20 protein-coding genes are annotated in these 24,227 nt (G+C 63.3%); 4 read left to right on the forward strand and 16 right to left on the reverse strand.

All coding sequences use genetic code 11. The features are described from left to right. Positions 1–16: 16 nt before the first annotated feature. Together carB and carA are read right to left on the reverse strand one after the other, a co-directional pair. On the reverse strand, positions 17–3,235 hold the full coding sequence (gene carB, locus GTP77_RS10825; RefSeq protein WP_161072165.1) for a carbamoyl-phosphate synthase large subunit: 3,219 nt from the start codon (positions 3,233–3,235) through the stop codon (positions 17–19). Between the two features lie 4 nt (positions 3,236–3,239). After that, positions 3,240–4,400: a glutamine-hydrolyzing carbamoyl-phosphate synthase small subunit gene (gene carA, locus GTP77_RS10830; RefSeq protein WP_161072166.1), complete on the reverse strand. Its 1,161-nt coding sequence runs from the start codon at positions 4,398–4,400 to the stop codon at positions 3,240–3,242. 246 nt (positions 4,401–4,646) lie between these two features. Here carA and GTP77_RS10835 point away from each other — a divergent pair, with 246 nt between their 5' ends. After that, positions 4,647–5,822, forward strand: a complete 1,176-nt coding sequence (locus GTP77_RS10835; protein WP_161072167.1) for a DUF4351 domain-containing protein — start codon at positions 4,647–4,649, stop codon at positions 5,820–5,822. A 77-nt stretch (positions 5,823–5,899) separates the two neighbouring features. Here GTP77_RS10835 and GTP77_RS10840 read toward each other — a convergent pair whose 3' ends face one another. The 9 genes from GTP77_RS10840 to pstS form a co-directional block, all read right to left on the reverse strand. Beyond that, the gene (locus GTP77_RS10840; RefSeq protein ID WP_161072168.1) at positions 5,900–6,304 is read right to left on the reverse strand and encodes a heme-binding protein; all 405 of its coding nucleotides are present in this window, start codon (positions 6,302–6,304) and stop codon (positions 5,900–5,902) included. Positions 6,305–6,337: 33 nt separating this feature from the next. Then, a complete protein-coding gene (locus GTP77_RS10845) occupies positions 6,338–7,321 on the reverse strand; it encodes a patatin-like phospholipase family protein (protein WP_161072169.1) in 984 nt (327 codons plus the stop codon). Between the two features lie 70 nt (positions 7,322–7,391). Then, positions 7,392–8,669 carry a phosphate regulon sensor histidine kinase PhoR gene (gene phoR / locus GTP77_RS10850; RefSeq protein ID WP_161072170.1) on the reverse strand — a complete coding sequence of 426 codons (1,278 nt, stop codon included), beginning with the start codon at positions 8,667–8,669 and terminating at the stop codon, positions 7,392–7,394. Between the two features lie 4 nt (positions 8,670–8,673). Further along, positions 8,674–9,363, reverse strand: a complete 690-nt coding sequence (phoB, locus tag GTP77_RS10855) for a phosphate regulon transcriptional regulator PhoB (protein ID WP_161072171.1) — start codon at positions 9,361–9,363, stop codon at positions 8,674–8,676. A gap of 9 nt (positions 9,364–9,372) precedes the next feature. Continuing rightward, entirely contained in the window at positions 9,373–10,077 is a 705-nt protein-coding gene (gene phoU / locus GTP77_RS10860; protein ID WP_057155568.1) for a phosphate signaling complex protein PhoU, read from the reverse strand. Positions 10,078–10,105: 28 nt separating this feature from the next. Further along, positions 10,106–10,906 (reverse strand): phosphate ABC transporter ATP-binding protein PstB, encoded by an 801-nt coding sequence (gene pstB / locus GTP77_RS10865; RefSeq protein WP_161072172.1) that lies wholly within the window; start codon positions 10,904–10,906, stop codon positions 10,106–10,108. An 18-nt stretch (positions 10,907–10,924) separates the two neighbouring features. Beyond that, the gene (gene pstA, locus GTP77_RS10870) at positions 10,925–11,788 is read right to left on the reverse strand and encodes a phosphate ABC transporter permease PstA (RefSeq protein WP_161072173.1); all 864 of its coding nucleotides are present in this window, start codon (positions 11,786–11,788) and stop codon (positions 10,925–10,927) included. Continuing rightward, complete coding sequence (gene pstC, locus GTP77_RS10875; protein WP_229202150.1) at positions 11,785–12,753, reverse strand: phosphate ABC transporter permease subunit PstC; 969 nt, start codon at positions 12,751–12,753, stop codon at positions 11,785–11,787. Before pstC ends, pstA begins: the two co-directional genes overlap by 4 nt. A 152-nt stretch (positions 12,754–12,905) precedes the next feature. Next, positions 12,906–13,943, reverse strand: coding sequence for a phosphate ABC transporter substrate-binding protein PstS (gene pstS, locus GTP77_RS10880; protein ID WP_371869347.1), 1,038 nt, complete (start codon positions 13,941–13,943; stop codon positions 12,906–12,908). A gap of 277 nt (positions 13,944–14,220) precedes the next feature. Between pstS and ppk1 the strand changes: the two genes are divergently transcribed. Both ppk1 and sixA read left to right on the forward strand, forming a co-directional pair. Then, complete coding sequence (gene ppk1, locus GTP77_RS10885; protein ID WP_161072176.1) at positions 14,221–16,320, forward strand: polyphosphate kinase 1; 2,100 nt, start codon at positions 14,221–14,223, stop codon at positions 16,318–16,320. A gap of 19 nt (positions 16,321–16,339) precedes the next feature. Then, positions 16,340–16,807, forward strand: a complete 468-nt coding sequence (gene sixA / locus GTP77_RS10890; protein ID WP_161072207.1) for a phosphohistidine phosphatase SixA — start codon at positions 16,340–16,342, stop codon at positions 16,805–16,807. Positions 16,808–17,076: 269 nt separating this feature from the next. Here sixA and GTP77_RS10895 read toward each other — a convergent pair whose 3' ends face one another. From GTP77_RS10895 to alr, 5 genes are all read right to left on the reverse strand, one after another. Continuing rightward, complete coding sequence (locus tag GTP77_RS10895; RefSeq protein WP_161072177.1) at positions 17,077–18,195, reverse strand: polyamine ABC transporter substrate-binding protein; 1,119 nt, start codon at positions 18,193–18,195, stop codon at positions 17,077–17,079. Positions 18,196–18,305: 110 nt separating this feature from the next. Then, a complete protein-coding gene (fliD, locus tag GTP77_RS10900; protein WP_161072178.1) occupies positions 18,306–19,712 on the reverse strand; it encodes a flagellar filament capping protein FliD in 1,407 nt (468 codons plus the stop codon). A gap of 75 nt (positions 19,713–19,787) precedes the next feature. Beyond that, a complete protein-coding gene (locus GTP77_RS10905) occupies positions 19,788–20,108 on the reverse strand; it encodes a PilZ domain-containing protein (RefSeq protein WP_161072179.1) in 321 nt (106 codons plus the stop codon). Between the two features lie 147 nt (positions 20,109–20,255). Further along, entirely contained in the window at positions 20,256–21,635 is a 1,380-nt protein-coding gene (radA, locus tag GTP77_RS10910) for a DNA repair protein RadA (RefSeq protein WP_161072180.1), read from the reverse strand. A gap of 2 nt (positions 21,636–21,637) precedes the next feature. Beyond that, complete coding sequence (alr, locus tag GTP77_RS10915) at positions 21,638–22,735, reverse strand: alanine racemase (protein ID WP_161072181.1); 1,098 nt, start codon at positions 22,733–22,735, stop codon at positions 21,638–21,640. 228 nt (positions 22,736–22,963) lie between these two features. On the opposite strand from alr, the gene lplT reads away from it, so the two are divergent. Then, a complete protein-coding gene (gene lplT, locus GTP77_RS10920) occupies positions 22,964–24,226 on the forward strand; it encodes a lysophospholipid transporter LplT (RefSeq protein WP_161072182.1) in 1,263 nt (420 codons plus the stop codon). Position 24,227 lies beyond the last annotated feature (1 nt).

Below are 24,227 nucleotides of genomic sequence, written 5' to 3' on the forward strand. Positions count from 1 at the left end.
TATCGCTTAAAGGAGCTTAGTGTAAGGTTTTATGCAGACCTTGTAAATCGTACACACGCAACTCGTCCAAATGGCGGATACCGGCCACGGCCGCTTCGGCGCCGGCGATGGTGGTGTAGGTTGTCACGCGGGCCGCCAGCGAGGAGGTACGGATGGCGCGCGAGTCCGTGATGGCGCTGCGCTTTTCTTCCACCGTGTTGATCACCAGCTTGATCTCGTGGTTCTTGATCATGTCGACCACGTGCGGACGGCCTTCGGCCACCTTGTTGACCGCCGTGACCGGCACGCCGGCCGCCGAGATCACCGCTGCGGTGCCCTTGGTGGCCACCAGGGTGAAGCCCATGTCGACCAGGTCCTTCGCCACTTTCACGGCGCGCGGCTTGTCCGACGCTTTCACCGACAGGAAGACCTTGCCCGACTTCGGCAGATTCACGCCGGCGCCCAGCTGCGATTTCACGAAGGCTTCGCCGAAGGTCATGCCCACGCCCATCACTTCGCCGGTCGATTTCATCTCAGGGCCGAGGATGGTGTCCACGCCGGGGAATTTCACGAACGGGAACACGGCTTCCTTGACGCTGAAGTAAGGCGGCACGACTTCCTTGGTGATGCCTTGCGATTCCAGGGTCTGGCCGACCATGCAGCGCGCGGCGATCTTGGCCAGCTGCAGGCCGGTCGCCTTGGACACGTAGGGCACGGTGCGCGAGGCGCGCGGGTTCACTTCCAGCACGAACACGACGTCCTTGCCATCCTGCTTCTGGATGGCGAACTGCACGTTCATCAGGCCCACCACGTTCAGGCCCTTGGCCATCAGTGAGGTCTGGCGCTTCAGTTCGTCGATGGTCTCCTGCGACAGCGAGTAAGGCGGCAGCGAGCAGGCCGAGTCGCCCGAGTGCACGCCGGCTTGTTCGATGTGTTCCATCACGCCGCCGATAAAGGTGGTCACGCCGTCGGAGATGCAGTCCACGTCGCACTCGATGGCGTCGTTCAGGAAGCGATCCAGCAGCACCGGCGAGTCGTTCGACAGCTTGACCGCTTCGCGCATGTAGCGCTCCAGGTCGCGCTGCTCGTGCACGATTTCCATCGCGCGGCCGCCCAGCACGTAGGAAGGACGGACCACCAGCGGGTAGCCGATTTCCTGCGCCAGCGTCAGCGCTTCGGCTTCGGTGCGCGCGGTGCGGTTTGGCGGCTGGCGCAGGCCCAGGTCCTGCAGCAGCTTCTGGAAACGCTCGCGGTCTTCTGCGGCGTCGATCATGTCCGGCGAGGTGCCGATGATAGGCACGCCGTTGGCTTCCAGGTCCAGCGCCAGCTTCAGCGGGGTCTGGCCGCCGTACTGCACGATCACGCCCACCGGTTTTTCCAGCGCCACGATTTCCAGCACGTCTTCCAGCGTCAGCGATTCGAAGTACAGGCGGTCCGAGGTGTCGTAGTCGGTCGACACGGTCTCCGGGTTGCAGTTGACCATGATGGTCTCGTAGCCGTCTTCGCGCATCGCCAGCGCCGCGTGCACGCAGCAGTAGTCGAATTCGATGCCCTGGCCGATACGGTTAGGGCCACCGCCCAGCACCATGATCTTTTTCTTGTCCGACGGGTTGGACTCGCATTCCTCGTCGTAGGTCGAGTACATATAGGCGGTGTCGGTCGAGAACTCGGCGGCGCAGGTGTCCACGCGCTTGTACACCGGACGGATGTTCAGCTCGTGGCGCTTGTTGCGCACGGCGGTGTCGGTGGTCTGCAGCAGGAAGCCCAGGCGGCGGTCCGAGAAGCCCTTCTGTTTCAGCTTGTACAGCGTGGTCTTGTCCAGGTTGTCCAGCTTCTGCGTGTCCAGCCACAGTTCCAGGTCCACGATCTCCTTGATCTGGATCAGGAACCATGGGTCGATCTTGGTCAGGTTGTGCACTTCTTCCAGCGTGAAGCCCTGGGCGAATGCGTCGCCCACGTACCAGATGCGCTCAGGACCAGGCTCTCCCAGTTCCTCTTCGATCTTCTCGCGGTCGCGGGTTTTTTCGTTCATGCCGTCCACGCCCACTTCCAGGCCGCGCAGGGCTTTCTGGAACGATTCCTGGAAGTTGCGGCCGATAGCCATCACTTCACCGACGGATTTCATCTGGGTGGTCAGGTGGTGGTCGGCGGTCGGGAACTTCTCGAAGGTGAAGCGCGGCACCTTGGTCACGACGTAGTCGATCGAAGGTTCGAACGAGGCCGGGGTTGCGCCGCCGGTGATCTCGTTGCGCAGCTCGTCCAGCGTGAAGCCCACGGCCAGCTTGGCCGCCACTTTGGCGATCGGGAAGCCGGTGGCTTTCGACGCCAGTGCCGAGGAACGCGATACGCGCGGGTTCATCTCGATGACGATCATGCGGCCGTCGGCCGGGTTGATCGAGAACTGCACATTGGAGCCGCCGGTGTCCACGCCGATCTCGCGCAGCACTGCCAGCGAGGCATTGCGCATGATCTGGTATTCCTTGTCGGTCAGCGTTTGCGCAGGAGCGACGGTGATGGAGTCGCCGGTGTGCACGCCCATCGGGTCCAGGTTTTCGATCGAGCAGATGATGATGCAGTTGTCCGCCTTGTCGCGCACCACTTCCATCTCGTACTCTTTCCAGCCCAGCAGCGATTCTTCAATCAGCAGCTCGTTGGTCGGCGAGGCTTCCAGGCCGCGCTTGCAGATGGCTTCGAATTCTTCTTCGTTGTAGGCGATGCCGCCGCCGCTGCCGCCCATCGTGAAGGACGGACGGATGATGGTGGGGAAGCCCACTTCGCGCTGCACCGCCCACGATTCTTCCAGCGAGTGCGCCACGCCGGAACGGGCCGAGCCCAGGCCGATCTTGGTCATCGCGTCCTTGAACTTGGCGCGGTCTTCGGCCTTGTCGATGGCTTCCGGGGTGGCGCCGATCAGCTCGACCTTGTACTTGTCCAGCACGCCGTGGCGGTGCAGGTCCAGCGCGCAGTTCAGCGCGGTCTGGCCGCCCATGGTCGGCAGGATGGCGTCCGGCTTTTCCTTGGCGATGATTTTCTCGACGACTTGCCAGGTGATCGGCTCGATGTAGGTCACATCGGCCATTTCCGGGTCGGTCATGATGGTGGCGGGATTGCTGTTCACCAGGATGACTTTGTAGCCTTCTTCGCGCAGGGCCTTGCAAGCCTGTGCGCCGGAATAGTCGAACTCGCAGGCCTGGCCGATGATGATGGGGCCGGCGCCGATGATCAGAATACTTTTAATGTCTGTACGTTTTGGCATCTTATTATTTCTCCACCGCTGCCATCATCGAGATGAAGCGGTCAAACAGGTAGGCGACGTCGGTAGGACCAGGCGATGCTTCAGGGTGGCCCTGGAAGCAGAAGGCCGGGGTGTCGGTGCGGGCGAAGCCCTGCAGCGAACCGTCGAACAGCGATTTGTGGGTGACGCGGCAGTTGGCCGGCAGCGTGTCCGCATCGACGGCGAAACCGTGGTTCTGCGAGGTGATCAGCACTTGCTTGCTGTCCAGGTCCTGCACCGGGTGGTTGGCGCCGTGGTGGCCGAACTTCATTTTCAGCGTCTTGGCGCCGGAGGCCAGCGCCATGATCTGGTGGCCCAGGCAGATGCCGAACACCGGCAGCTTTTTCGCCATGAAGACCTTGGTGGCCGCAATCGCGTAATCGCATGGCTCAGGGTCGCCGGGGCCGTTCGACAGGAACACGCCGTCCGGGTTCAGGGCCAGCACTTCTTCAGCGCTGGTCTGGGCCGGCACCACGGTCACTTTACAGCCGCGCGAGGTCAGCATGCGCAGGATGTTGCGCTTCACGCCGAAGTCGTAGGCCACCACGTGGAATTTCGGATCAGTCAGTTTGGCATAGCCTTCGCCCAGCGTCCATTCGGCTTCGGTCCACTCGTAGGCGGCTTTCACCGTCACCACCTTGGCCAGGTCCATGCCCGACAGGCCAGGGAAGGAGCGGGCCAGTTCCAGCGCCTGTTCGACCGACGGTTCCTTGCCTTGCGTGCCGGTCAGGATGGCGCCGCCCTGCGCGCCTTTTTCGCGCAGGATGCGGGTCAGCTTGCGCGTGTCGATGCCTGCGATGGCGACGATGTTCTCGGCCTTCAGGTAATCGGAGAGGGATTGGGTGGAGCGGAAATTCGAGGCCAGCAGCGGCAGGTCGCGGATCACGAGGCCTGCGGCGTGGACTTTGGTGGATTCGACGTCTTCAGGATTGACGCCATAGTTGCCGATGTGGGGATACGTCAGGGTGACGATCTGGCGGCAGTAGCTGGGGTCGGTCAGGATTTCCTGGTAACCGGTCATGGAAGTATTGAAAACTACTTCGCCTGTCGTGTGGCCGACGGCACCGATGGAAAAACCTTTGAAAATAGTTCCGTCAGCAAGAGCCAGGATGGCTGGGACGGCAGGGCCAGAAAAAAATGGCGGCAAGGGCAACTCCTGATAAAGTTACCGTAGCTGCGCCACGTCAGACGACCGCACAATCCCGGGCTGTTCGCCGGGTTTGCAAGTCAGATTGATGATGGATGAGTGGTAGTCGCTACGGCAGATGTGAGATTGGCTAAACCTTTGAATTATAACCCAAAGATCGCCATTCGGCAATGCCGTCCGGCAGTTGTCCGGCCACTATTTGCGCCAGATCCAAACGCCCCGCCGCCGCCCCGCTAGACTGGGCTGATGCCCGCCATCACCCTGCCCCTTCCGCCCGAGACCTACGACGCGCCCTGGAAAGGCGCACTGGCCGCTTATTTCCCGGAGTTCATGGCGTTCTACTTTCCGGACATGTGGGAGGCCATCGACTGGTCGCAGCCACCGGCCTTTCTGGACAAGGAATTGCGCCAGGTAGCGGGCGACGCCGCGCTGGGCACGCGCCTGGCCGATCACCTGGTGCAGATCCACACGCGGACTGGCCGCAAGCGGTGGATGCTGATCCATATCGAAGTGCAGGCCCAGCGCGACGCCAGCCTGCCGGAGCGCATGTATATCTACCAGTACCGCATCTACGACCGCTTCCGGCACCCGGTCGCCTGCCTGGTGGTACTGGCCGACCGCAGCGGCAGTTGGCGGCCTGCCGGCTACCGCTACCGGTGGTGCGGCTGCGGCGTGCACCTGGCGTTCCGCAGTGTGAAGCTGCTGGACTATGCCACGCGCATCAACGAACTGCTGGCGCAGGACAACCCGTTCGCGCTGCTGACTGCAGCGCATCTGCTCACGCAGCAAACCCGTGGCCAGCCGCAGCAGCGCCACGCCGCCAAATGGAAGCTCGCACGCTTGCTGTTCGCGCGTGACTGGGAGCGGCAACGTGTCATAAACTTATTTCATGTCATAGACTGGATCATGCGCCTGCCAGAGGAGCTGGAGGACCAGTTATGGCAGGACATTATCGATCTGGAAGGGAGGCATGCCATGGATACCTACGTCCCGCGCGGCGCACGCGTAGCAATGATGCGAGAACTGAACGCGGCGCGCGAAAAGGCGCAGAGAGAGGGGTGGCTGGAAGGGCAGCAAAAAGGCTGGGCGGATGGGCAAGCACAAGGCCGCCAGCAAGGGCTTTTTGATGGGCTACTCGAAGGCCGGCAGGAGGGCCGTCGAGAAGGCCGTCGAGAAGGCCGTCGAGAGGGCCGTCAAGAGGGCCGTCAAGAGGGGCGTCAAGAGGGGCGCCAGGAAGGCTTGGCCGATGGGTTGCGAATGGGGCAGGCGGCATTGCTCGTCAGGCTGCTGACCAAGCGCTTCGGCGAACTACCGACGGATGTGGAAACGCAAATAGGCGGAGCGGACTTGGGCCAACTGCAGGCATGGGCCGAGGCGGCGCTGGAGGCGCGCACGCTGGACGAGGTCATGCCGCGCCACTGAGCACCGCACCGCCACCTCCGGCCACGCCCTGTCCCGGCTTCGCCGACCTTGGACCGCCAGCCCCTGCCCTGATACGCTTAGCCCAGGGCGGCGATGCCCACCTTGGCCACTTGCGCGTCTTCGTTCGACTTGACGCCGGAAACGCCCACCGCGCCCACCACGTGGCCGTCCACGATCACCGGCACGCCGCCTTCCAGCATACCTTCCATTTCCGGCGCGCTCAGGAAGGATACGCGGCCGTTGTTGATCATTTCCTCGTACACGCGCGATTCGCGGCGGCCCAGCGCGGCCACGCGCGCCTTTTTCGGGGCGATGTGCGACGAGATCGGCGCAGCGCCGTCCAGGCGCTGGAACCACAGCGCATGGCCGCCGTCATCCACGATGGAGATCGACACCGCCCACTTGTTGGCCACGGCCTCCGCTTCCGCAGCGGCAGCGATCTTTTTCACGTCTTCGATGGTCAGTACTGGTTTGGTTTGCATGGAACGTCCCGATAAGTATATTTAAAAACAAGCTCACTGCTCGCGCATGGCTTTCAGTTTCTGCTTCAGCTGCGCCATGATGGCGTTGGTGGCGCGCTCCCCGGCCTGGATGGCCTTGTTGCGGTTGCCAAAATCATTGCCCGCCATGCGGCCCAGCGGCGGCTGGATCACGATGTCGGCGTCCTTCAGTTCATACTGGTTGATGCGCTGGCCCATGATGCTGAAGGTCTGCAAAATCACCTCCAGCGAGCTGATCGCCGCCTGGGAATCGGTCTGGGTGGAGATATTGACGGCAATAATGAAGTCGGCGCCCATTTCGCGCGCGAAGCGCACCGGCACCGGCGCCACCAGGCCGCCGTCGACATAAGTATGGCTGCCGATCACCACCGGCTGGAACACGCCGGGAACGGACGAGCTGGCGCGCACCGCCATGCCGGTATTACCGCGCTGGAACAGGATGGGCTGGCCGTTTTTCAGGTCGGCCGCCACCGCGCCGAAAGGAATCTTGAGTTTTTCCATGGGGCGGTTGTGCACCGCCTTGTTGACGTAAGCCTGCAGGGCCTCGCCCTTCAGCACACCGGACGACTTGCCGAACAGCGGCATGGCCCAGTCCGAAATGGCGGCCTCGTCCATTTCATAGGCCATTTTCTGCAGCGCCACGCCGGAATTGCCGGCCGCATACAGCGCGCCGACCACGCTGCCCGCGCTGGTGCCCACCACCACGTCCGGCACAATGCCTTGCGCCTCCAGCGCCTTGATCACGCCGATATGGGCGAAGCCGCGCGCAGCGCCGCCGCCCAGGGCCAGGCCGATCTTGACTTTACGTTGAGGCGCGGCAGGCGCGACGGCAGCCGCCGGCGGCGCCAGCGGATTGGCGGGCACGGCGGCAGGCGTGGTTACGGTGGCGGCCGGCGTGGCGGCCACCACGGGCGGGGCCACCGGCGCCAGCGGCGTGGATGCGCAGCCGGCCAGCGCAGCGGCAGCCAGGACGGAAGCGAGGGTACGTTTCAGGGACATGTATTTACTATCTGCACAGTTAAAGCGGGCAGATTGTAACGCAAGCCGGCCCCGGCCCTGCAATTCCGGTTCAAATCTTGGGCAGGCACACCGTAAAACTGCTGCCCTTGCCGGCCTCGGACTTGATGGACAGATTGCCGCCGTGCCGCAGCAGCACGTGCTTGACGATGGCCAGGCCCAGCCCCGTGCCCTGGGTTTCACGCGAGCGGCTCTTATCGACCCGGTAGAAGCGCTCGGTCAGCCGCGAGATATGCTCCGGGCTGATGCCGATGCCGGTATCCTCGACCACGAACTTGGCGCCCTTCTCGCTGTCGCTCCAGCTCAGGCGTATGCTGCCGCCGGCCGGGGTGTAGCGCACCGCGTTCGAGGCCAGGTTGCCGAAGGCGCTGTGCAGCTCGTCGTAATTGCCCTGCACCGCCACGTCCTCCATCTCCAGCGAGATCTCGTGCTTGCCGGACGACAGCGCGCGCGCGTCGCGCAGCACCTGCTCAAGCAAGGTGCGGGTGTCGATCTTTTCCGGCCGCAGCGGATGATCCACCGACTCCAGGCGCGACAGCGTCAGCATGTCCTCGATCAAATGCTGCATGCGGTGGCCCTGCTCCGTCATCAGCTTCAAATGCGCCATGCGGGTGGCTGCATCGAGGTCCTCGGACGCGGCGATCTCCAGGAAGCCCACGATCACCGTCAGCGGCGTGCGCAGCTCGTGCGAGGCGTTGGCGATGAAGTCGCGCCGCATCATCTCGGTGCGCTCGGTTTCCGTCACGTCGTGCGTGACCAGGATCTGGCGCCGGTTCTCGAAGGGAATGATGTGCACGATCAGCTTGCGCTCGCGGAACGACAGCGTCAGCGGCTGGTCGTAGCGGCCCAGGATGATGTAATCCATGAATTCCGGGCTGCGTATCAGATTGGTGACGCGCATGCCCTTGTCGCGGTCGTTGCGCAGGCCCAGATGCGCCTCGGCGGCCGGATTGCACCACTCCAGGAACAGCACGTCGTCCATGATGACCACGCCGTCCGGCAGCAGATGCATGGCCTGGCGGAAACGCGCCAGCCATTCGGTCAGTTCGGCCTGGTTTTTCTCGTCGTCGCGCCGCAGGCGGTACAGGCGCGAGAAGATACCTGTCCACGCGCCCCAGCCGTCCGGCAGCTTGGCGCTTTGCGGATCGTCCAGCCAGTCGCTCAGCTGGTAGAGATAATTCAGCTGCGCGAACACCATCGCGCCCATCATGATGACGGCCACGATCAGCGCCGGCGTGGCGCCGAACAGCCACCACAGGATGGCCACGCCCGCCAGGATCAGCCCCATGCGCAGCGCCGCCGGCACCCAGAACACCAGTTTGGGATTCATGGGCTTACTTTTCCGACAGCATATAGCCGACGCTGCGTACCGTCCGGATCAGGTGCTCGGCCTCTTTCAAGGCCTTGCGCAGGCGCAGCACGTGCACGTCCACGGTGCGCTCCTCGATCACCACGTGGTCGCCCCACACCTTGTCGAGCAGCTGGCTGCGCGAGAACACGCGCTCGGGGTGGGCCATGAAGAATTTCAGCAGCTTGTACTCGGCGTGGCCGATGTCGATCTTCTGCTCGTTCATCAGCACGGTGCAGCTGACCGGGTCCAGCGTCACGCCGCCCACGTTCATGGCCGCCTGCGCATGCTCCGGGCTCTTGCGGCGCAGCAGCGCCTTGGCGCGCGCCAGCAGCTCGCGCGGCGAGAACGGCTTGGTGATGTAGTCGTCGGCGCCGCTGTTCAGGCCGGCCAGCTTGTCTTCTTCCATGCTCTTGGCGGTGAGCATGATGATGGGGATGTCCTGGAACTGGCGGTCCGAACGGATGCGCGACAGCAGGCGCAAGCCGGTCTGGTCGGGCAGCATCCAGTCCAGCAGCAGCAGTTGCGGCGTGCGCCGGGTGATGAAGTCCCAGGCGTCGGCCACGGTGGAGACCGAACACACATTCCAGCCCGCGTCGCGCAGCGAAAAGCTGACCAGCTCGACGATCGCGGGCTCGTCCTCCACTATCAATACAGTCGTTTTATCAGATGCCATGGTGCCGCTTTATTCTGGAAGATCGTCCGGCAGAGGAACGGTCTTGGTATGGCGGATGTCCTTGCCTTCCACCACGTAAATCACGTACTCGGCGATGTTCTTCGCATGGTCGCCGATGCGCTCGATTGCCTTGGCCACCCACAGGGTGTCCAGCGCGGCAGAGATTGTACGCGGATCTTCCATCATGAAGGTGATCAGATTGCGCATGATGGAACGGAACTCGTGGTCGATCACCGCGTCCTGGGCGATCAGCTGCAGCGCCTGCTTGCCGTCGTTGCGCGCGAACGCGTCCAGCGCGTCGTGCAGCATGTCGCTGGTGGCGTTGGCGATGCTGCGCACCATCTCGTAGTGGCTCACGGTCACGGCGCCGCGGCTGTGCAGGCTTTTCGCGGTGCGCGCGATCTTGGTGGCCTCGTCGCCGATGCGCTCGAGGTCGGTAATCACCTTGATGGTGGCCATCACGGTGCGCAGGTCGTTCGCGGTCGGCTGGCGGCGCACGATCAAATGGCTGCAGGCGTCGTCCAGCTGCACTTCCAGTTGATTGACCGTGTCATCTTCGCGCATCACGCGCTCGGCGCGTTCCAGGTTGCCGATGCGGAAGCAGGTCATGGCGTCGAGGAACTGCGTCTCGACGATGCCGCCCATCAGCAGGACCTTGGAGCGGATCGCTTCCAGTTCTTCGTCGTACTTTTTGGATGAATGTTCGCCCATCATATTATTTTCTCTCTTTCTGGTCCGAAGCTTAGCCGAAGCGGCCGGTAATGTAGTCCTGGGTTTCCTTGCGGGCCGGATTCATGAAGATCTGGTCGGTCTCGCCGAACTCCACCAGCTCGCCCAGGTACATATAGGCGGTGTAGTCGGAGCAGCGCGCGGCCTGCTGCATATTGTGGGTCACGATGGCGATGGTGTAGTCCTGCTTCAGCTCGCTGATCAGCTCCTCCACTTTCGAGGTCGAGATCGGGTCCAGCGCCGAGGTCGGTTCATCGAGCAGCAGCACGTCCGGCTTCACCGCCACGCCGCGCGCGATGCACAGGCGCTGCTGCTGACCGCCCGACAGCGACAGGCCGCTCTTGCTCAGCTTGTCCTTCACCTCGCCCCACAGCGCGGCCTTTTTCAGCGCCCATTCCACGCGCTCGTCCATCTCGCCTTTCGACAGGTCTTCATACAGGCGCACGCCGAAAGCGATATTGTCGTAGATCGACATCGGGAACGGGGTCGGCTTCTGGAACACCATGCCCACCTTGGCGCGCAGCATGTTCACGTCCTGGCCCGGCTCGAGGATGTTGGTGCCGCGGTACATGATGGAACCTTCGGCGCGCTGGCCCGGATACAGGTCATACATGCGGTTGAGCGTGCGCAGCAGGGTCGACTTGCCGCAGCCGGACGGGCCGATAAAGGCCGTCACCTGCTTCTCGTGCACGTCCAGGTTGACGTTGTGCAGGCTCTGGGTTTTGCCGTAGAAGAAATTCAGGCCCGAGATCTCGATGGTCTTGCGCTTGGCCGCAGCCGGGGCTTTGATGTCATTGCTCATTTGCGTATTCATCTTGTATGGTCTGTTGGATTAATTCGGGGCTTTTTGGCTGAACACCGTGCGCGACAGGATGTTCAGGCCCAGCACGCTGAACGTTACCAGCAGTGCGCCGCCCCAGGCCAGCGAGCGCCAGTTGTCGTAAGGGCTCATGGCGAACTGGTAAATCACCACCGGCAGATTGGCCACCGGCGCATTCATGTCGGCGCTGAAGAACTGGTTGTTCAGCGCGGTGAACAGCAGCGGCGCGGTTTCGCCCGAAATGCGGGCCACGGCCAGCAGCACGCCGGTCACCACGCCAGCCTTGACGGCGCGCAGGCGCACGGTCATGGCCACTTTCCAGCGCGGCGCGCCGAGGGCGAAAGCCGCTTCCAGCAGGCTGTTGGGCACCAGCTTGAGCATATTGTCGGTGGTGCGCACCACCACCGGCACCGCGATCAGCGACAGCGCGATGGAGCCGGCGTAGCCCGAGAAGTGCTTCACATTGGCCACGTACAGCGCGTACACGAACAGGCCGATCACGATGGACGGGGCCGACAGCATGATGTCGGTCACGAAGCGCGTCACTTGCGCCACCTTGTTTTCTTCGCCGTACTCGGCCAGGTAGATGCCGGCCAGGATGCCGATCGGGGTGGATACCAGGGTGGCCACGCCCACCATCATCAGGCTGCCGACGATGGCGTTCAGCAAACCGCCGCCTTCGCTGCCGGGGGCCGGCGTATTGGCGGTGAACATGGTGTAATGCAGCGCCGAGAAGCCGTTGATCAGCAGCGTGGCCAGGATCCACAGCAGCACCAGCAGGCCGACCGACATGGCCATCACCGACAGCGCGATGCCGACGCGGTGCACCAGCAGGCGCTTGCGGTAGACCGGGTTCATAGGGGTAGCTACTTTCATTTCACGCCTTCCTTGCGGGACATGCCGGCCAGCATCAGCTTGGCGGCGGACAGGACAATTAGGGTAATCACGAACAGGATCAGCGCCAGCGCGTACAGCGAGGACACGTGCAGCTTGCTCTCGGCTTCGGCGAATTCATTGGCCAGCGTGGAGGCGATCGAGTTGCCGGCGGCGAACAGCGACCAGGACAGCTTGTTGGCGTTGCCGATCACAAAAGTCACCGCCATGGTCTCGCCCAGCGCGCGGCCCAGGCCCAGCATCACGCCGCCGACCACGCCGGTCTTGGTGTATGGCAGCACCACCTTGCGCACCACTTCCCACTTGGTGCAGCCCAGGCCGTATGCCGATTCCTTCAGCACGGCCGGCACGATCTCGAACACGTCGCGCATCACCGAGGAGATAAAGGGGATGATCATCACGGCCAGGATCAGGCCGGCGGTCAGGATGCCGATGCCCATCGTCGGGCCGCTGAAGAAGCTGCCGATCACCGGCAGCTGGCCCAGCGTGGCTTTCAGCAGCGGCTGCACGTGGTCGCCGAACAGCGGCGCGAACACGAACAGGCCCCACATGCCGTAGATAATCGACGGCACGCCGGCCAGCAGCTCGACCGCCGTGCCCAGTGGACGGCGCAGCCAGGCCGGGCAGATCTCGGTCAGGAACAGGGCGATGCCGAAGCTCACCGGAAAGGCGATCAGCAGCGCGATGCCGGCCGTGGCCAGGGTGCCGACGATGGCGATCAGCGCGCCGTACTGGTCATTGACGGGGTCCCACTCGACGGTGGTGATAAAGGCCGGGCCGAAGTGCTCCAGCGCCGGCATGGCGCCCAGCACCAGGGAAACGATAATCCCTATCAGCACGAACAGCACTGACAGGGAAAAGCCCATGGTGACTTTGTGGAAGATGAAATCCTGGATGCGCTGCTTGCGCATCGTCGAGAGCATGGCTGCATGGGACACTTCTGTCATGGCGGGCTCCGACAGGGTGATCGGCGGGGAAGTAATATCTGCGCTCATAGGTTGGTCTTATTCTGGGTGTGGGCTAGCCGGGTGCGCCGCGCAGCGGGGCTGCGCAGCGCGCCCGGCTAGCCCCCTTGGCCAGGCCAAGGAGGCTGAAGCGATTAGTAGACTGCCTTGCCCGAAGCGTCTTTCAGGTTGGCTTTCCACGAGTCCTGCACCAGTTTCACAACCGAAGCCGGCAGTGGCACGTAGTCCAGTTCAGCAGCGGCGGCGCCGCCGTTCTTGAAGGCCCAGTCGAAGAACTTCACGACTTCCTTGCCCTTGGCTGCGTCAGCCTGGGTTTTGTGCATCAGGATGAAGGACACGCCGGTGATAGGCCAGGAAGCTTTGCCGGCCTGGTCGGTCAGCACCACGCCGAAGCCTGGGGTCTTGGTCCACTCGGCGTTGGCGGCGGCAGCTTTGAAGTTGTCGTCGTCAGGCTGGACGAACTGGCCGTCCTTGTTTTTCAGCTGGGTGTGCGCAATCTTGTTTTTCTTGGCGAACGCCCACTCCACGTAGCCGATCGCGCCCTTGATACGCTGCACGTTCGCGGCCACGCCTTCGTTGCCCTTGCCGCCCACGCCCACCACCCACTTCACAGCGGTGCCGGCGCCAACCTTGGTCTTGAATTCGGCGTTGGTCTTGGACAGGTAGTCGGTCCACAGGAAGGAAGTGCCGGAGCCGTCGGCGCGGTGCACCACGGTGATTTCGTCGGCCGGCAGTTTCAGGCCTGGGTTCAGGGCCACGATTTCAGCCGCGTTCCACTTGGTGATCTTGCCCAGGTAGATGTCGCCGATGACCTGGCCGGTCAGCTTCATTGCGCCGGGAGCCACGCCGTCCAGGTTCACCACGGCAACCACGCCGCCCATGATGGCCGGGAACTGGGTCAGGCCTTCCGCTTCCAGCTCGTCGCCTTTCAGCGGGCTGTCGGTGGCGCCGAAGTCGACGGTCTTGGCTTTGATCTGCTTGATGCCGGCGCCCGAACCGACCGATTGGTAGTTCAGGCCGTTGCCGGTGGCTGCCTTGTACGATTCCGCCCATTTGGCGTAAATCGGGTAAGGGAACGTTGCGCCTGCGCCGGTCATGTCCGCTGCGGAGGCGGTGGAGAAGGCCACGGCAGCGGTTGCGCCGATAACCAGGGAGGTGAACAACTGTTTCATACGCATATCAATGTCCTTAGGGGTTGTGACGGTTTGAATGCTGCGCAGTCTACCGAGCCAATATGACAGCTTTATGACATGTGTGAAAATAATTGAAGTACCCGCTTCAGAGGGGATAGTACCGCGATTTGGGCCGAATTTGGCCCGATTATGACAAGCGTAGCAATCGCCCTGTCATCAGTTTGTCATGGACTTGTCACAATTTACATCTACACTTGGCCGCGTCCAAAGTGGGCTAGAATTAACCATCTGCAAAGATAAAGCGATAGATAACATCATGAAGCCTGACCTGCGTTCGGAAACAAACAAGCACGGTATATTCCTCGACCGCGAACTGTCCCAGCTGGCTTTCAACCGCCGCGTCATGGCGCAGGCGGCCGACCCGGCGGTGCCGCTGCTGGAGCGCCTGCGCTATTTATGCATCGTCAGCAGCAACCTGGACGAGTTTTTTGAAGTGCGCGTGGCCAGCCTGCTGGCGGCCGCCGCCACCGACGGCAGCCCCACCGCGCTGCACCCTGCCCTGGCCGCCAATCTGCGCCGCATTTGCGACGAGTGCCACGAGCTGGTGAAAGTGCAGTACGACTTATTAAATACCGAAGTGCTGCCGCAGCTGCAGCAAGCCGGCATCCACCTGCTGCGCCACAACCAGCGCAACGAGGCGCAGCGCGCCTGGGTCAAGCAGTATTTCGAGCGCGAAGTGCGGCCCCTGCTCACGCCTATCGGCCTGGACCCGGCCCACCCCTTCCCGCAAGTGGTTAACAAGAGCCTCAATTTCATCGTCTCGCTGACCGGCAAGGACGCCTTTGGGCGCGGCACGGCCATCGCCATCGTCAAGGCGCCGCGCGTGCTGCCGCGCGTGATACGGCTGCCGGACGAGTTGTCGGACAACGGCGGCGTGTCGTTCTGCCTGCTCTCCTCCGTGATCCACTCGCATATTTCCGACCTCTTCGCCGGGCGCGAAGTGATCGCCTATTCCCAGTTCCGCGTCACGCGCGACTCCGACCTGTGGGTGGACGAGGAAGAAGTGAAAAACCTGCGCCAGGCGCTCAAGGGCGAGCTGCAGGGCCGCCAGTTCGGCACCTCGGTGCGGCTGGAAGTGGCGAAGAACTGCCCGCCCGAGCTGTCCCAGTTCCTGCTCGACCAGTTCGCCCTCGACCACAGCCGCCTGTACGAAGTGGACGGCCCGGTCAACCTGGTGCGCCTGACCGAGATCATCAACAACGTGGCCCACCCCGAGCTGCGCTTCCCGCCCTTCTTCCCGGGCGTGGCCAGCAAGGCCGCCAACACCGACATCTTCGGCGCGCTGCGCCAGCAGGACATCCTGCTGCACCATCCCTACCAGTCCTTCCAGACCGTCATCGACTTCATCCGCGCCGCCGCGCTGGACGCGAGTGTGGTCGCCATCAAGCAGACCATCTACCGCACCGGCATGAACTCGGACCTGATGGAATCGCTGATCATGGCGGCCCGCGCCGGCAAGGAAGTGACCGTCATTGTGGAGCTGATGGCGCGCTTCGACGAGGAAGCCAACATCAACTGGGCGGACAAGCTGGAACAGGCCGGCGCGCAGGTGGTGTACGGCGTGGTGGGCCTGAAGACGCACGCCAAGGTGGCCCTGGTGATACGCCGCGAGGAAAGCGGCCTGCGCTACTACGCCCACCTGGGCACCGGCAACTACCACCCCACCACCACCAAGCTCTACACCGACTTCGGCCTGCTGACCAGCAATCCCGAGCTGGGACGCGACGTAAACGAAGTGTTCATGCACCTGACCAGCCTGACCAAGCCGCAGAAGCTGAACCACCTGTGGCTGGCGCCGTTCGCGCTGCAGAACGAAGTGATCAAGGCCATCCGCAACGAGGCCAAGATTGCGCGCGCCGGACGGCCCGGCCGGATTATCGCTAAAATGAATGCGCTGGTGGACGAATCGGTGATACGGGCCTTGTACGCCGCCTCCAAGGACGGCGTGAAGATCGACGTGATCGTGCGCGGCGCCTGCACGCTCAAGCCGGGCGTGCCCGGCCTGTCGGAAAACATCCGCGTGCGCTCCATCATCGGGCGCTTCCTGGAGCACAGCCGCATCTACTACTTCCGCAACGACCTGACGCACGACGTCTACCTGGGCAGCGCGGACTGGATGAGCCGCAATCTGTTCCGCCGCATCGAGGTGGCCTTCCCCGTGCTGGACCGCTCGCTGAAGCGGCGCGTGATCGCGGAAGGCTTGAATCCCTACCTGAAGGACAACAGCAACGCCTGGGAACTGGAAGCGACCGGCCACTATCAGCGCCGCCGTCCGCGCGGCAAGCAAACCCTGTTCAGCGGCCAGCAGTACCTGATGCACACGCTGGGCACGCCAGCGGGCGAGGACAGCGAGTAAACCACGAAAGGGGAAGATGATGGACCTGATCTTGTGGCGTCACGCCGAGGCCGAGGACGCCGGCCCCGGCCAGTCGGATTTGGAACGGGCCCTCACCGCAAAAGGACAGAAGCAGGCGCGGCGCATGGGCCAGTGGCTCAATTCCCAGTTGCCGGAAAGCTGCCGCGTGCTGTCCAGCCCCGCCCTGCGCACCCTGCAGACGGTGGAAGGCCTGGGCCGCAAATTCAAGATCCACAACGACCTGGCGCCGGGCGCGGACGCGGCCGACGTGCTGAAAGCGGCCAACTGGCCGGCCGGCAGGGAAACCGTGCTGGTGGTGGGCCACCAGCCCACGCTGGGCCAGGCGGCGGCGCTGCTGATGACGGGGGAAGACCTGGACTGGGACATCCGCAAGGCCAGCGCCTGGTGGTTTTCCCAGCGCGAGCCGGGCGATCCGGACAGCCTTTACCTGAAGGCGGTGATGGCGTCCGACCTGGTGGTGAAATGAATCGGCCGGCGGGGCTTGAAAAGCAAATCGCTTCTGCTACAGTTTAGTTGTATCAACTCTAGGGAGCGGCCGTCCGAAAGGCGGTTGAAGACATATGTTTACCCTCCTCACCATTGGCATTTTCGGCGGCATGATTGCTCTGGTCGTATATGAGCTGATCCAGGAATCCAGTGGGAGTCATCACAAACTATCCGATCGCTATCACGAATAGCAAAACCGCAATGCGGAACCGGGCGCCTTAAGCTGTCAACTTAAGGCGCCTTTGTTGTTTACATCCCCGTCTTGAACTTGGTGTAGATGCGGGTGATCGAGCGCCGCACGTCGGCCGGCACCGCTTCCGGGGCGATCATGCGCTGCATGTCGGCCGGCGGCAGAAACACCGTCTTGTTCTCGGCGATATCCTTGCGCACGAACTTGATGGCCGCCGTGTTCGGATTGGCGTAGAACACCTTGTTGGTCAGGCTGGCGTGCACTTGCGGGCGCAGGATGTAGTTGATGAACAGGTGGGCATTGTTCGGGTGCGGCGCGTCAGCCGGAATGGCCATGGTGTCGAACACCAGCGCGGCCGAGGTCTTCGGCACCAGCACCTGGATCTGGTTGCCGTTCTTCGCTTCGATGGCGCGCTGGCGCGCGATATTGATGTCGCCGGACCAGCCGAAGGCCACGCAGATGGCGCCGTTGGCCATGTCGTTGATGTAGCCGGACGAGCTGAACAGCGTAACGTAAGGACGGATGGCGCTCAGCACCTTGCCCGCATCGGCGTAGTCGGCCGCCTTGGCCGAATAGGCCGGCTTGCCGATGTATTGCAGCGCGGCCGGCAGCACCTCGGACGGCGAGTCCAGGAAGGACACGCCGCAGGACTTCAGCTTGGCCGCGTATTTCGGATTGAAGATCAGGTCCCAGGCATTGTCCGGCATCGGTTCGCTGCCCAGCGCCGCCTTCACCTTGGCCACATTGATGCCCACGGTGGCGTAGCCCCACAGCCAGTCCACCAGGTACTCATTGCTGGGGTCGATCTTGGCCAGCTTGGCCTGGATCTGCGGGTCCAGGTTGGACAGGTTGGAGAGCTTGGACTTGTCCAGCTTGCGCAGCTGCTTGGCGTCGATCTGCAGCTTGGCCCACGGAGCGGTCGGCACCACGATGTCGTAGCCGGACTTGCCGGCGGCCAGCTTGGAGTTCAGGATTTCGTTGTTATCAAAAACGTCATAGCGGACCTTGATGCCGGTCTCTTTCTCGAAGTTCTTGATGGTGTCTTCAGCGATATAGTCCGACCAGTTGTAGATGTTCAGGACTTTTTCTTCCTGCTGCGCCTGCGCCTGGCCGGCGATGGCCGCCACCGCCAGCGTACATGCCGCTACCGCCAAATTTCCCCAACGCTTCCCCGCCATATGCATGCCCCCAAATAAAAGAAGAAATACTCACGAAAACCCACGAAGGCGAGATGATCGGGCATTGCGGCGCTTAATGCAAGCACACCCCGGCAAGCACCCGGCAAACATCAGACCAGGAAGTCGAACAGCGAGCGCGCGCCGGTGTAGCCGGGCAGCGCGTCGCTGGCGGCGGATTGTTCCTGCTGGGTATAGAAGGCCACCAGCGCATTGGCCTGGGTGGTCAGCGCCTTGGCCAGGTCGGCCTTCTTCGACGACAGCGCCGTGATGTCCTTGCCCACCTGCTGCGCCTCGCGCTGGATGCTGCCGGTCTTGCCGGTCAGGGTGTCGATCTTGGCGTCGAACTGGTCGGCCAGGCCCTTGCCGTCCTTGGTGAACAGGCCGGCCACGGCGCCGGCGTCGGCCGCGATGGCGCTTTTCAGCTTCTTGTCGTCCAGCACCAGCTTGCCGCTGCTGTCGACCGTCACGCCCACCGCCGCCAGCGCGGACTTGGACACGCCGCTATTGCCCTGCACCAGCGCGTTCAGCTCGCGGCTGACCTGGCCCAGCGCCTGGTCGGACTTCAGGTCGCCCTTCTGCAGCGCGGTCAGCTTGCTGTTCAGGTCGTTGAAGGCGTTGACGAACAGGCTCACGTTCTGGGCAATCTGGCCGCTGTCCTGGCTCACGGTGACGTCGGTCTTGCCTGCGCCGGTCAGCGTCAGGCTGACGCCGTCGATGGCGTCCTTCAGCGTATTGCTGGCGCTTTTGACTTCCTTGCCGGCCACGGTGGCCACCGCACCCTGCGCCGCCGCAGCCTGGGTCAGGCCTTGCGCCGTGGGACTGTTGTTGGATGCCGGGTTGTAGGCCACCAGGTTCTTCAGCGCCGCGTCGCCGGACACGCTGATGCGCAGGCTGTTCGCTTCGCCGTTCTCGCCCTTGATCTGCAAGGCATAGCCGGTGCCGCTCTTGACCACGCTGGCGTTGATGCCGGCTTCCTTGAATGCGGATGCAATGCCGTCCAGCGTATTGTTCTTGCTGTCGATGGTAATCGTCTTGGCGGAGGTCTTGCCGGGAGTAAAGGTGTTGCCGCCGTCGGTGCCGAACTCCACCTTGATGGTGGCGGGCGAACCGGTGCCGATCGTGGCGCTGGACGAGGCCTGCTGGTCGCTATTGAGGATCTGGCCCTGCGCCAGCTGTTTCACGTCCACCGCATAGGTGCCGGCCTTGGCGGTGCCGGCCGCGCTGGCGGTCAGCACGCCCTTGCCGGACGAGGTGGCCGTGGTGCTCAGCCCGCTACCGGCGAGGCGCTCGGCAATGGACTGGAAGCCGGTCAGCGCGCTTTGCAGCTGGCCCAGGCCGGACAGCTTGGCCTGGCCGCTGGCCAGGCTGGTATTCAGTTTGGCAACCGATCCGGTCTGGCTGGCCAGCGTGCGCTCCACCTTGGCCAATACCGACGCGGACGGCGTACTGGACGTGCCCAGCCCGTAAGCCGAGGCGCCCGTCAGATTGCCGTAATTGCCGATTGTCGTATTTGCCATTTTGTGTCATCCGGATAAAGTAGAAGACATGATAAGGTCTTCGCCTGTCCACCCATGCGGAAAACAAAGCTGGAATTACCGCATGAATTTACCGATGGCGGCCACAGCGGCGGCATCAGGACTTATAAATTGTAGGCCGACTTTCACGTCGTCGCCGCTAAAGATGCAATATGTTACTTTTGAACGGCAGCTAATGATGACAGGCTTGCCATCGACAAACATCTCAAACGAGATCTGGCCGAGCTGGCCGGACGGCACCATATGGCTCATGGTGACCGACATGCCGGTCGGGCCGAGGTCGATGGTGCGGGCTGGCGCCGGCTGGGCGCCGTCCATCACCACTACTGCTTTGGCACGCAAAATTTTACGGGTTGTCTGCCTTTGGTCTACTAGCACTCTGTTACTTCCTGATTCATGATTGTCTGTCAAGAGCGCAAGCCCAGGCTGCGCTCTGCAAGCTGTCATTCTACTGCGCATTCATTTTTCATGCAGGACAGGATTGCCGTGCGGACAAACTTGCAGAAAAAAAGTCAATGCGGATGGTTATTGCAATTCGCGCAATTTGTTAAACGCGTCGTCGATGCGCTCCACCGCCACGATGGTCATGCCTTCGATGGCCTGCTTGGGCGCGTTCGCCTTCGGTATCATTGCAATCGAGAAACCCAGCTTGGCCGCTTCGCGCAGGCGCTCCTGGCCGCGCGGCGCGGGCCGGATCTCGCCCGCCAGGCCCACTTCGCCAAACACCACGAAACCGCGCGGCAGCGCCTTGCTGCGCATGGACGAGTTAATCGCCAGCAGCACGGCCAGGTCGGCCGCCGGTTCGGTGATCTTCACGCCGCCGACGGCGTTGATGAACACGTCCTGGTCGAAGGCGGCGATGCCGGCGTGGCGGTGCAGCACCGCCAGCAGCATGGCCAGGCGGTTCTGCTCCAGCCCCACCGACAGGCGGCGCGCGTTCGGCAGGTGGCTGGCGTCCACCAGCGCCTGGATTTCCACCAGCAGCGGGCGGGTGCCCTCCTGCGTCACCATCACGCAGGAGCCCGGCACCTGGTTGTCATGCTGGGACAGGAATAGCGCGGACGGGTTGGACACGCCCTTCAGGCCCTTGTCCGTCATGGCGAACACGCCCAGCTCGTTGACCGCGCCGAAGCGGTTCTTGATGGCGCGCACCAGGCGGTAGCTGGAATGGGTGTCGCCCTCGAAGTACAGCACCGTGTCGACGATGTGCTCGAGCACGCGCGGACCGGCCAGCGCGCCCTCCTTCGTCACATGGCCCACCAGGATGATGGTGATGCCGCTCTGCTTGGCCATGCGGGTCAGCTGGGCCGCGCACTCGCGCACCTGGGCCACCGATCCGGGCGCGCTGCTGAGCGCGTCCGAATACATGGTCTGGATGGAGTCGATCACCGCCACCTGCGGTTTCAAGTCGGCCAGCGTGCCCAGCACCTTCTCCAGCTGGATCTCGGCCTGCAGCTTCAGCTCGCGCGCGTCGATCGCCAGGCGCTTGGCGCGCAGCGCGATCTGGGCGCCGGACTCCTCGCCGCTCACGTACAGCACGCTTTTCGCGTGCGACATATGGGCCAGCGCCTGCAGCAGCAGGGTCGACTTGCCGATGCCGGGGTCGCCGCCGATCAGCACCACGCCGCCGGCCACCAGGCCGCCGCCCAGCACACGGTCGAATTCCTCGATGCCGGTGGGGAAGCGCGGCACGTCCAGCGCCTCGATGTCCTGCAGCGACAGCACCGGCGCGGTCTGCGCCAGCGACAAATGCTGCGGGTTGGAATAGCGGTTATTGCCCGCGCCGGACTCGATCACGGTTTCCACCATGGTGTTCCACTGCTGGCAGGCGCCGCACTGGCCGGTCCATTTGCTGCTGGTGCCGCCGCATTCGGTGCAGGTGTAGTTGGTTTTTGCCTTGGCCACGGTCAGCCCTCCTGCACGCGCACGCGGGGCGCCACGGCGCACATCAGCTCGTAGCCTATGGTGCCGGCGGCGGTGGCCACCTCGTCGATCGGCATGCCCACGCCCCACAGCACCACCTTGCTGCCCACGCGCGCCTGCGGCACATTGCTCAGGTCCACGGTCAGCATGTCCATCGACACGCGGCCGACCAGTCGGGTGCGCACGCCGTCCACCAGCACCGGCGTGTCCTGCGGCGCGTGGCGCGGATAGCCGTCGGCATAGCCGCAGGCAACCACGCCGATGCGCATGGGGCCATCGGCCTGGAAGCGGCTGCCGTAGCCGACGCAGTCGCCCGCCCCGATCTCCTGCACGCTGATCAGTTCGCTGGCCAGCGTCATGGTGGGCAGCAGGCCGAATTCCTCGGCGCTCTTGCCGCCCGGCGAGCCGCCGTACAGCATGATGCCGGGACGCACCCAGTCGCTGGCCAGCTCGCCGCCCAGCTCCTGCATATGCAGTATGCCGGCCGAATTGGCCAGGCTGACCGGTCCCGGCAGGCCGGCCGCGCCGGCGTTGAAGCGGCGGATCTGCTCGCGGATGGGCAGGCGCGGATGCGCCGTCTCGTCGGCGTTGGCAAAGTGCGTCATCAGCGTGATCTCGCCCACATGCGGCAGCGCGCGCAGGCGCGCGTGGGCGGCGGCGAACTGCTCCGGCTTGAAACCGAGGCGGTTCATGCCGGTGTTCATCTTCAGGTGCAGGTTCAGCGGGCGCGCATTGGCGGGCAGCCGCGCCGCCTCGATCAGCGCCAGCTGCTCCTCGCAGTGCACGGCGCCGTTGATGCCGTGCTCGGCCATCATGGCCACGTCGGCCGCGTCGAAACCGCCCTCGAGCAGCAGGATGGGCTTGGTCCAGCCCAGTTCACGCAGGCGCAAGGCGTTGTCCGGCTCGATCAGCGCCAGGCCGTCGGCGGCGGCAAAGCCGCGCATGGCGCGTTCCAGGCCGTGGCCGTAGCCATTCGCCTTCAGCACCCCCCACACCTTCGCCCCCGGCGCGCAAGCCCTGGCCCGTGCCAGATTGTGTTTCATGGACTCTATATGGATGGTAGCGGCGATCGGCCTTGGCATAGTGGAATCTGGAGCGGTTGAGCGAAGCCGGTATTCTACCGGAAGCCGCCTCCCCCGCTTAGCGCCAAATCAAACAGGGCTGAAACAGCACTGAGGGATGTTATTTTCCACCGGGAAACATTGTACTTTTAGGCTTTTTGGCCTATCCCATACATCCAGTTGATTTCTTGGGAATACCAGTTATTCATGGTATAAAGCAAACCGAGATTAGTTTCCAGGCCTTCCAGTATGAATCGTGGTTTTTATACCATTATGGCAGCGCAGTTCTTTTCGTCACTGGCAGACAATGCACTGCTGTTTGTGGCTATCGACCTGCTGATTTCCATGAAATCCCCGGCGTGGCTGACGCCGCTGCTGAAATTGTCGTTTGTGCTGTTCTATGTGCTGCTGGCCGCTTTCGTCGGCGCTTTCTCGGACGCCCTGCCCAAGGGCCGCGTCATGTTCATCGCCAACATGATCAAGATCCTGGGCTGCGCCATGATCTTCTTCCACGTCCATCCTTTACTGGCTTACGCCGTGGTGGGCTTCGGCGCGGCCGTGTACTCGCCCGCCAAATACGGCATCCTGACCGAGCTGCTGCCGGCTGAAAAACTGGTGGCCGCCAATGGCTGGATCGAAGGCCTGACCGTCACCTCCATCATCCTGGGCACCGTCATGGGCGGCGCGCTGGTGACCGGGCGCCTGTCGACCATGCTGCTCAATATCGACATTCCGCTGATCGACACCGGCATCGACACCAGCACCGAAGCGGCGCTGTGCGTGCTGGGCCTGACCTACGTGCTGGCCGCCATCTTCAACCTGCGCATCCCGGACACCGGCTGCGTCTACCCGCACCAGGAACGCAATCCGATCAAGCTGGTCGTCGATTTCTCGAACTGCTTCACGCTGCTGTGGAAGGACAAGCTGGGCCAGATTTCACTGGCGGTCACCACGCTGTTCTGGGGCGCCGGCGCCACCTTGCAGCTGATCGTGCTGGAATGGGCGCAGAAATCGCTGGGCATGCGCTACGACCAGGCCACCAGCCTGGTGGGCATGGTGGCCATCGGCATCGCCATCGGCGCGGTGCTGTCGGCGCGCTTCGTCACGCTGCGCAAATCGCTGTCGGTGATCCCGCTGGGCATCCTGATGGGCGTGATCGTGATGGGCATGACGCTGGTGTATTCGACCTGGATCGCCTATCCGCTGCTGGTGCTGATCGGCGCAATCGGCGGCTTCTTCGTGGTGCCCATGAACGCGCTGCTGCAGCACCGCGGCCACGTGCTGATGAGCGCGGGCCACTCGATCGCGGTGCAAAACTTCAACGAGAACCTGTCCATCCTGACCATGCTGGCGCTGTACTCGCTGATGATACGCCTGCACCTGGGCCTGAACACCATCATCATCCTGTTCGGCCTGTTCATGGCGGGCATCATGGTGTGCATCATGCAGATGCACAAGGCCAACCAGCGCGAACACGATTCGCTCGCGCTGATCGGCGAAGCCAAGCACTAGG

The organism is Pseudoduganella aquatica, from assembly GCF_009857595.1.
In the GTDB taxonomy this organism is placed as follows: Bacteria; Pseudomonadota; Gammaproteobacteria; order Burkholderiales; family Burkholderiaceae_D; genus Rugamonas; species Rugamonas aquatica_A.